General features: G+C 39.6%; 6 protein-coding genes and 1 pseudogene. 1 reads left to right on the plus strand and 6 read right to left on the minus strand.

The genetic code is table 11. From position 1 onward, the window contains the following. Positions 1 to 71: 71 nt before the first annotated feature. From ACED48_RS20100 to ACED48_RS20115, 4 genes are all read right to left on the minus strand, one after another. Positions 72 to 1,394 carry a DUF6602 domain-containing protein gene (locus tag ACED48_RS20100; protein ID WP_017057325.1) on the minus strand — a complete coding sequence of 441 codons (1,323 nt, stop codon included), beginning with the start codon at positions 1,392 to 1,394 and terminating at the stop codon, positions 72 to 74. A 1,059-nt stretch (positions 1,395 to 2,453) separates the two neighbouring features. After that, the gene (locus tag ACED48_RS20105; RefSeq protein ID WP_017057160.1) at positions 2,454 to 3,077 is read right to left on the minus strand and encodes a UvrD-helicase domain-containing protein; all 624 of its coding nucleotides are present in this window, start codon (positions 3,075 to 3,077) and stop codon (positions 2,454 to 2,456) included. After that, positions 3,074 to 4,783: an ATP-dependent endonuclease gene (locus ACED48_RS20110; RefSeq protein WP_017057159.1), complete on the minus strand. Its 1,710-nt coding sequence runs from the start codon at positions 4,781 to 4,783 to the stop codon at positions 3,074 to 3,076. The genes ACED48_RS20105 and ACED48_RS20110 overlap by 4 nt, the downstream gene beginning before the upstream one ends. A 178-nt stretch (positions 4,784 to 4,961) precedes the next feature. Further along, positions 4,962 to 5,915: a hypothetical protein gene (locus tag ACED48_RS20115; RefSeq protein WP_017057158.1), complete on the minus strand. Its 954-nt coding sequence runs from the start codon at positions 5,913 to 5,915 to the stop codon at positions 4,962 to 4,964. Between the two features lie 553 nt (positions 5,916 to 6,468). Between ACED48_RS20115 and ACED48_RS20120 the strand changes: the two genes are divergently transcribed. Continuing rightward, a complete protein-coding gene (locus ACED48_RS20120) occupies positions 6,469 to 6,918 on the plus strand; it encodes a hypothetical protein (protein ID WP_146443122.1) in 450 nt (149 codons plus the stop codon). 391 nt (positions 6,919 to 7,309) lie between these two features. On the opposite strand, the gene ACED48_RS20125 is transcribed toward ACED48_RS20120, so the two are convergent. Both ACED48_RS20125 and ACED48_RS20130 read right to left on the minus strand, forming a co-directional pair. Continuing rightward, entirely contained in the window at positions 7,310 to 8,137 is an 828-nt protein-coding gene (locus tag ACED48_RS20125; protein WP_017057155.1) for an MBL fold metallo-hydrolase, read from the minus strand. A gap of 395 nt (positions 8,138 to 8,532) precedes the next feature. Beyond that, a pseudogene (locus ACED48_RS20130) lies at positions 8,533 to 8,717 on the minus strand (virulence protein); the annotation flags it as partial.

Genomic DNA, 8,717 nt, shown 5'->3' on the forward strand with positions numbered 1-8,717 from the left:
CACTAAACGCAACGCATAGCAAAAATGCCACGCGTTGCGAATCACTCTTAAACAGATTGTTATATTCTGGTTTACTCCATGATGATTAGGTTTATATAGCTTTTTTCGACACCTCGTCTTTCACACCAAATATCTAAACGCTCTCGTGTTGATGAGATGAAGTCATGCCCATCACTATCTGTAACCATATGTAGTCGTGATGAAATTGGACGAACGTAACCTCCAACTTGCTTGAATAATAAGGTATTCATAAGTCGTTTAAAAAGCTCATCGAAGGAAACTGAATGACTTGAAGCAATCTCATCTATACTAACCAAATCAATATACCCTCCAGTAGCTAACATGGAATAAATAACGCTAGTTATGTCTTTGCTAATTTCAACTGGCTGCCATTCTTGCATGCTTTCTCTAGAGTTGAGCGGAGATTCTTTTAGTCTTATGGGTGAATAATACCAACCAGCGCTGGTTTCCGTTTCAAGTGGTTTAGCAAACAACAGAGGAACTGCAGTTTCTGTATCTGAGTCTTCTCCCCAAGGCATCGCCACATCAAAATAGATAGATATCTTTGACCAAATAACCTCCAGAATTATACGCACAGCATTTCCTTTCGTTGAAAGCAAAGCTGCCCATTCACGATCTCCGTTAATACCGATAAAAGGAACACCATTACCTTTAACAATGCAAAAACCGTTGGTTGTTACCAGAGATGGTAAGCTTGGAATACCAAGTCCCTCGCCAGAATCCTCTCCTTTTTCAGATAGGATATCTAGGAAAGCATTACGCATTCCAGCCTCTGTTGTATAACCACCATAACCATGGATAATGCTAAGCGGAGCTAATGTTTCTTGAACTAAAGCGTAAAAAAGTATCCCATCAGCTTTTGATAAACTATGAATTTGACTATATTTGTGTGGTGCTTCCTTACCCGTTATTTGCGAGAAATGCTTACGCGCAACATCAATATTCGGTTCAAATGTTGGATCTACATCAAATTTTGATTCAAAGTACTCGGAGTACTTTTTCCTGATGACTCTTAGGTGATCAAACGCATCGATGTAATCAGCTTTATTTAGCGTTTTCTTCACTTCAAAAATACAAAGCACTTGGTCTATTGGGTAAATATATTCTTGTGTTCGACCGTATTGCTTTCCCTCTCCACAGACCAACATCCCATCGATTTGTTGAGGTAACATTTCTTCACCAACAGAGATGAAGCCAGATACAACCTTTAAATCCAAACCTTTCGGAATAACAAAATCTTGGTCTATACCCTGTTTTGTTACCTCTTCGTATGCGCTTCCTAATGTAGGCATGTGAGGCATATCGATTTCGGCTAGCGCCTGTGTTTCAATTTGTATGAACTGCTCTAGCAGTTCCGATGCTTTATCTATCATTCTTTCTCTTAACTTATTTTGAAGAATATAACGCCCTGCTAAGGGGTGAGCAACGCAATACAAAAGCCGCCGCAAACCGCCTTAATCACTAAATTCAACGCATAGTAAAAATGCCACGCGTTGCGAATCCCTCTTGAGCAGTTTGTTAGTTTGCAAACCCAAAGCGTTGATTTTAGGTTATTTTAAACTTTGAAAACAACAAACTTTATGTGCTTTGATGCATTTAAGTCAGGCGTAGTCTCAAAGCGACTACTCAATGAAGCCACGTGGAACAAACAACGACGCAGAAAACGAACTAACAACACCAAAAAGCGCTTTTGGAAAACCAATCTCACAATGCGGACTTTCAACAAAGTCACTGAAACCACGTGGAACTTACCACACCAGAGAAAACGTCATTTCAGCGTGTAAATCGGCTTTTATACCAACAAACTCAACGAGCAGAGTTTCAGCAAAAAAGTTCAACTCAGTTAACCCAAAAGTCGCCGCACCAAAGAATAAATCAACCGTTGAAACGATGCCAATTTTGAATTTTCACCACGCTAGTTAACACTGAAATTGAACGCCGATACGACAATTTCAACTTTGAGCTTTTACCACTAGATCTTGCGATATAGCTGCGTTTTTCCTCTTGCAAACTAACGCCAAGCTAAGTGGCTAACAAACCTACCACTTCACTCAATTAAAACACCTTAAACACAAAATTAAACCAAGCTAAAAATGCCAAACGTTTGTTAGTCCGTCTTAAGCGCTTTGTTAGTTTGCCACCACGATGAAACCAGAGGTTTAGCGCCAAGGTGCTGAATTAGCTATGAAACTACTGGCTTTGAACACAAAAGTAAAACGGGCGGCTCAGAAGTTAAACCCAACCAACAAAACGCACTTGGCTAAGAAGCGACAGACGACAAACAACCACGGTTTGAAGCGATTTAACTGGCAAAGGATTCGTTCGACTAACTTGACAACCAAGTGTAATCAAGCCATTTGTTAGCGAATGAGCCGCCAAGACAAAGAAAACACATCAAAGAACTAGCAACAATGTTAGAACCAGTAAGTGACTCACTCACCACAAACACTTCCAACATAGCGCCACCGGAAAGTTAGTGAGATTGGAAAACGAACAGGTGAATAGCTAGAACGTAGAACAAGGCTCTTAAACCACAAACGCTTTTCGGCTCCTTTGCAAACTAACGCCCTGCTTAGGAGTTTATGAACTTTCCTAACTTTAGATTTCTTCTTCTGGCTGTTGTGTTTTGAATAGTTTTCATCGACAACTCTCCATGCAGCAGAATATGTTTCATCGACATGTATTACCCCAATTTTCTTTAGCCTTGAAATGGTGCTCTTGGCTTCTCTTTGTTTTTTCTCAGCAGACTTTCCAGCAGGAAAGTTTGAAAACGTTTTGCATTGTGAAGAGGTAGTGTGTACTTCATTTAAAACAAAAGGAGAGTAAGGGTAAATGACCTCATTCAATAGAAACGTGTGAACTGTGCAAACTACGATATTGTCTGGCAAGTATCCTAATTGTCTGATAATCGCCTGAGAAATGTTCTGCGTGGCATTGTTGGTATAAGTAATCGCAAAGATTTTCTTATGCGATGTTGAGTCGTAGTGCGCAATGATCTTCTCAGCCAGACTATGAGTCTTACCTGCGCCAGCTCCAGCTATCTGAATCTCAATCATTTCATGAAATCCAAGGCTTCTTGAATGTGTTTGGGTAACGAGATCGGATCTTTGTTCTCTTCATCTAAGATGGAGTCAGCTATCCTGAGCATCCTTTCAGCTTTGCTTTTCTTCAGGTACTCAGCCATATCACCAGAGGTTTTGCACTTCTTCTTGAAAAGTGCGTTCAGGCGGCCAAGGTTTCCATCAGCCTCCGAAAGATCATCTTCGAGCGTATATTTGGTAGTGGTTCTTACTCGAATATTGTCGTTATCAGTATCGTACTTTTGATGCTGATCTTTGGTTGAGTCATTGTCATCATAATCTCGAATTATGCTTAACTTCTTCTTAGTATTGCCTTTGTTGACTTGTAGCCAAACGTCCATGAAAGTTGTAAAGCCCGTTTGCTCAATAGATATAACTTCAAGACTGCTAACATTTTCGTTATTGCGATAGAGGATAGCGTTAATCAGCATCTCTTCCGTAGTGCCTTCAACGAGAACAGTCTTATTGCTCAGCAGTAATTTTAGAATGTCGAAGTTTGGTCGCTTACGAAGGTAGTTAGTAAGATGTTTCTTACTATCAATTAGGTGGATCGCATTATTTCCAGATAGGACGATCACGTTGGTTAGCTCAAGTTTATTGATGACCAGTGGACTATGGGAGCTAATTAGCGTTTGTAGAGACGAGCCGCCTTTTTGTGTACTTTTGTATATAAAGTCAGTTGCGAAGCGGAGGTTGTTGACGCTGAGGTGTGCTTCAGGTTCTTCGATACAGCATAGGTTGAGTGCATTCTTGTTGCCGCTAAAGAACTCAAATAATAGGTAGATGTACACGAGGTTACGATATCCAAGACCACGCTGATACAGATAGCTTTCACCCGACTTCAGAGTAATGTTGGATAGGATGCTTTTTAAATTAGGCAGGTTCGGGATACATTCAAGCTTATCAACAACCTCGTCGAAGAAGTTCTCGAAGTCTGGATCAGGTGTAACGATTTTTGTGAATGTCTCGGTGTTTTCGATTGCATCGAAAAAAGAAGTGTATGCGCTGTTAATCTTGGCTTTGTCGGAATCTTCGAGAGCTGAAATCAACATCTTGGTCAGGATGTCGTTTGATTTCTGAGTGTTACTTTCGGCAAAGTCATCACGCTCAGCGTTGATCGAGTTGATGCCTATAAGTCTTAAATCAGAATAGCTAACTCTTAACCCATTGTTGCTTTGTGTTATGTCGTAATCGTACAGCTCAATTGGCAGGTTGAACCAGCGTGTATCTTTTATGTCCCCGATACCGTCAAGTAGCTCCTTGGCAGCCTTAACAAATTGCTCTGTATCTTTGGGCTTGAAGTCGTAACGAATCTTGTAGCTATCGTCGGCTTCTTCTCCGATTATCCACTTGCCAATAACGCCTTCTTCAATAATGTTCTTTGGCTCAGTAAACTCGACCTCAACTCGAACCTTAGGAATCAGAAGCTTGATCTCATCTTCGTCGTTACCGTTGATGATCGCTTGGTAAAACTCTTTAATTGCTTCGCGGTTGATATCCGATACCGAGAGCCGTTTCTTATTGAAGCTAATGTCATTGTTGTTAAGTGGCAAGGCAAGAGCATCGAATAGGTTAGCTTTACCTGCTTCGTTTTCACCAATAATTACGCTTAGTGGTGAAAATTTGATCTCGAAGTTTTTGAAGGCTCGATAGTTTTCAATTTCGACTGTACGAATGTACATTTATCTTCCATGTAGTAATTGTTTGTTATCATTTTCATAAAGTTAACATCAAACAATGTAGGCTGAAACAAACTTAGACGAAAAAATAGCCCTTCATCAAAGCCATTGTGCTATATGGACTTAACCCCAAGGCTTGAACTGAAGCCGCCATGCGTTGGGAACCTGTCTTAACGCTTTCTTATAATGCAAGTTTCACCATATCTGATTTATCACCATTAAACCCAATATCAACCTTGCCACTATGGATACCACTGTCAGACATAGATATATAAAGGTTCATTTTTTGTAAACTAAGTCCTTGCTCTAATGAAAGCCACTTGCCGATTACCTCTGACTTAGCTGCTATTGGTTGTTTTCGTACATTGCTAGTCATTATATCATTCAGTCCCGCAGCACTAAGGTCAACTAGACTAACCAATTCACGATGCCACTTAACATCTACAGCACCTTGAGTACAGAAATTAATAAAATCGTATCCACTAGACATATAGAGTGGTAACACCCTATCTAACAACTTTAGAAAGTCCTTTCGGATTTTTTCATTTCCTGAGGGATAGAAATCATCCTCATTGTCTGACATCCAAAAAATCGGCTTATCGCTTGGTAACACCGATGCCGTCAAAAAAGAAAATATGTGGGCAATACGCAGCGCTGTTTCAATACTTTGTTTAGGTAAATGAAGAAAACCACCATCCTCTAGCGATTGCTTCAAGTAGTTTTTGCTTCCCCTTTGGTCTTCTGAAAATAGCGTGTTTATCTTTTTATCTACTACTACATTCACAAGCAAACCTGGCAACAGATTATTAGAGTGACGCAAGGCGTCCTGAGCTACTGCAAGCATTTTAGGGTTATGACCCATTTTTTTGAACGATAACTCACCACGGTTTAAACCTCGTACCATGCGTGACTTTTCTACTGCTGCATAGTAGTTCCCTACAAAGTCCAAGGGAGTGAAGAGAAAACTATAAATATGATATTTACCATTAGTCTTTCCTGAGTAATCCGAATACACAGCAAATGATTTGAATGGCGCAGTGTCAAAAACTTTGTCGTACTGCTGAATACAACCATCTAAAACAATGCCTAGTGCGTTCCCCTCTGCTATTGGCAGACTCGGGATATTCTTATACATACTCGATACTCCAATTGCCTCATAATGCTAATTATGACGGTCAATAGCCGTCTTTCACTCACTTGTTCACAAATCAATACCTTATCACCAATTCAAAGGAATTAGTCGGCTAAGATGGGCATAATTTCTAAGTGAGCGAAATTCGCATAACTTTTTGTAGTGCAAATTTACGTTAACTAGATATGAATGAGTAAAAGCACTAACGCATAAAGGGGCAAAGAAGATTTACGAAACCACTTGTTTCGCATTTTTGCAAAACCCTCTTGCAAAATTTAGGTATTAAAATTTGTCCAACAGGCTGTTGGACAAACCCTTCTTAGGGCAGTCACTTAAATTAGGCAAATGCTGATAATTTTTGGGAATGGAAAGTCACTTTGTGAAATGCCTAATTTTGTAGGTGCAGCTCAGATCACGCAGAGAAATTTCGGGGCAGATAATTTTCACTTTATTGGCTGTTTTTTCAATTTGGAATATATCCTATGATTTGTCGAGTGGTTATTGTTTTTCAGTCTAAAGCTAAATTACAATGCTATTTTTATGTATTAATATTCTAATGATGAAAACAAAATTATCCCTAATCTTCTTACCTTTTTGCTTAGTTGGCTGTGTAAATATGCAAGAGTTAGACTCGGTTAACAAAGGTAAGTATTTAGTGCTTGAGAGAGACCTAACAAGAATTAGGACTGGCGGCGCTTTGGGTATTAAAGGCTTATTGCCAACATCTTGGGTTGAGGGTGTCTCCTCTGGTGTATATGTTACAGAAGGGCAAGATTCTCAAGGTATTTTTTATCGGAGTGTAAATTGCTGTATCGGTTTAGAAAATAAGAGAAAAATGGTCGCAGACATGCATGGATGGGACTGCGGCATTAGGGTACCCTACAATAAAAATGAAGTCGTTAGATCCTACTACCATGATGACGGCGACATTTTGGGGATGCCTTATGAGGCATGGTACGCGGAATTTACATATGACCAATTTGAATCAACTTTGAAAAAACAATAAGAAATAGAGTCAAAGGGGGGCAATTTTCTCTCAAATTTGCACAAAGATGTTAGTTGATTCCCTTTCTTTAGTTGTTAACTTTTTCCAAATGAGTCTCTTTGAAATGGTTGAACGTATTATACACTCAACGACCTACTTGAAAGATGACTCCAAGAAAAGTGTTGTTCGTAACGACAAAAATTCAGATAGAGGTAAAATGCACATCCCTAAAAGTTTTAGAGCACTTAACCTAACTGACTTTGGGGCACTTTCGAGCTAGAAAGTGCCATGGGTTAAAACTCAACCTCAGAAGCTTGTCAGTGGCTTTGCTAATTTAGCATTTCACGGATTATCTTGGGTATCGCTAAATTTTTAACCCAGCAACGAAGACTAAACATTATCTGCAAAACTGTTACAGCCCTTTTATTTTATTCTTAGCTAAGTTTTCTTGTTGCTTAAGAAACATGAAGAAGTTTGTCTCACTAACAAATGGGTTCCCATTTGCACCTAGCTTCTCCCTATTCTCAAATAGGTAATTTTTATGTGGATGGTTCGAAAGGTTAACGCTCACAACAGGCGACTGGAGTGAAATCTTTCTAATTTTCTCCATACTACTCAAGAACTGGTCAATCATTTTTGGATCGTTGCCACTTACGCTATGGCCACCAACGATAAATGCACGATGTTCAGCGCCTTTATCTTCGACTGTAAAGCTTAGGGAAAAGTCGCCTTCTGTGTGACCCGGCGTGAGATAGAACTTAAACTCATGACCACCAATAACCATAGAGCTATCGCTTTCTATCTCTATGTCTAGGTTTGGGGGAAGGAACTTGCTCTCACCTTTGCTTTTGTTTGATTGCTGTATAGATAGCTCATGAGCGCTTTTGGTCATCACAACTTTAGAACCATACATCTTTTGAAGTAACTGAGCGCCCCCAACATGGTCAGAATGCCCATGCGTTACCAATATGTGCGTTATTGGCTTATCTTCTAACCCTAGCCTCTCAAGGTTGATAGGAACCCACTTAGAATAAGGGGAATCAAGTGTATCAATTATCACTAGTCCATCATCTGTATCAATTGCATATGATGATACCCATTTGTCCCCAACATAATAAACATTATCAAACATCTGAAACGGTTCTACATAACCGTTCTTATCATTCATCGTTGGAACGTCTTTGCTTGAGGAAGCAAAGACCGATGCACTGAAGAGAACACCTAATATAATTTTTTTCACGAAATCACCTGCAAACACTTATTGCTTAGTTTGAGTCCTGACTTACCAATACACTTCCTTGAGCGCTGAGTAAGTCCAAAAGGAAGCTACGATTTTGAAAGCAATTTATTGCATAATCAAGACAAAAGATATTCTATTTACTTTGTGAACTACCGATAGAACTACAGCGTTCGGATGGGGAAATAAATCTTTTTTGAAATGAGAGTTCTTGAATTGACTCTGTTGACTAAATTACTCTTATCAAATTTTGGGGCACTTTAGTGTTAGCAATGGCGATCATTACTTTAAAAGTACAGCTATTAGCAGACCTCCAAGTTGGTGAATGTTCCAAAAGCTACCCCACTTACCCCACCTAATTGCGTTTCAAGTGGAGTAAGTGGGGTAGAAATCGCAACTTACAGAAATGAAGTGTGGGGAATGACGGTAGGAAAACAGTATTGATTTGAACCATTAAGCATTTTCTTACCTAGCTTTTCTTCTTTGTGTAACTGGTTTAATGCTTTACCAACCACGTTACCTTTAGACGCATCAACTTTGAATAAGTCACAGATTTGCTTAGTCGTGAGCCATTCCCTAGCCT

Source organism: Vibrio sp. 5S239, assembly GCF_041439575.1.
GTDB lineage: Bacteria > Pseudomonadota > Gammaproteobacteria > Enterobacterales > Vibrionaceae > Vibrio > Vibrio kanaloae.

What these genes read in the sequence shown, in the direction of transcription:
- ACED48_RS20110 (WP_017057159.1), bottom strand. Translation starts at nt 4,783, where the DNA reads ATGTACATTCGTACAGTCGAAATTGAAAACTATCGAGCCTTCAAAAAC.
- ACED48_RS20105 (WP_017057160.1), bottom strand. Translation starts at nt 3,077, where the DNA reads ATGATTGAGATTCAGATAGCTGGAGCTGGCGCAGGTAAGACTCATAGT.
- ACED48_RS20115 (WP_017057158.1), bottom strand. Translation starts at nt 5,915, where the DNA reads ATGTATAAGAATATCCCGAGTCTGCCAATAGCAGAGGGGAACGCACTA.
- ACED48_RS20120 (WP_146443122.1), top strand. Translation starts at nt 6,469, where the DNA reads ATGATGAAAACAAAATTATCCCTAATCTTCTTACCTTTTTGCTTAGTT.
- ACED48_RS20100 (WP_017057325.1), bottom strand. Translation starts at nt 1,394, where the DNA reads ATGATAGATAAAGCATCGGAACTGCTAGAGCAGTTCATACAAATTGAA.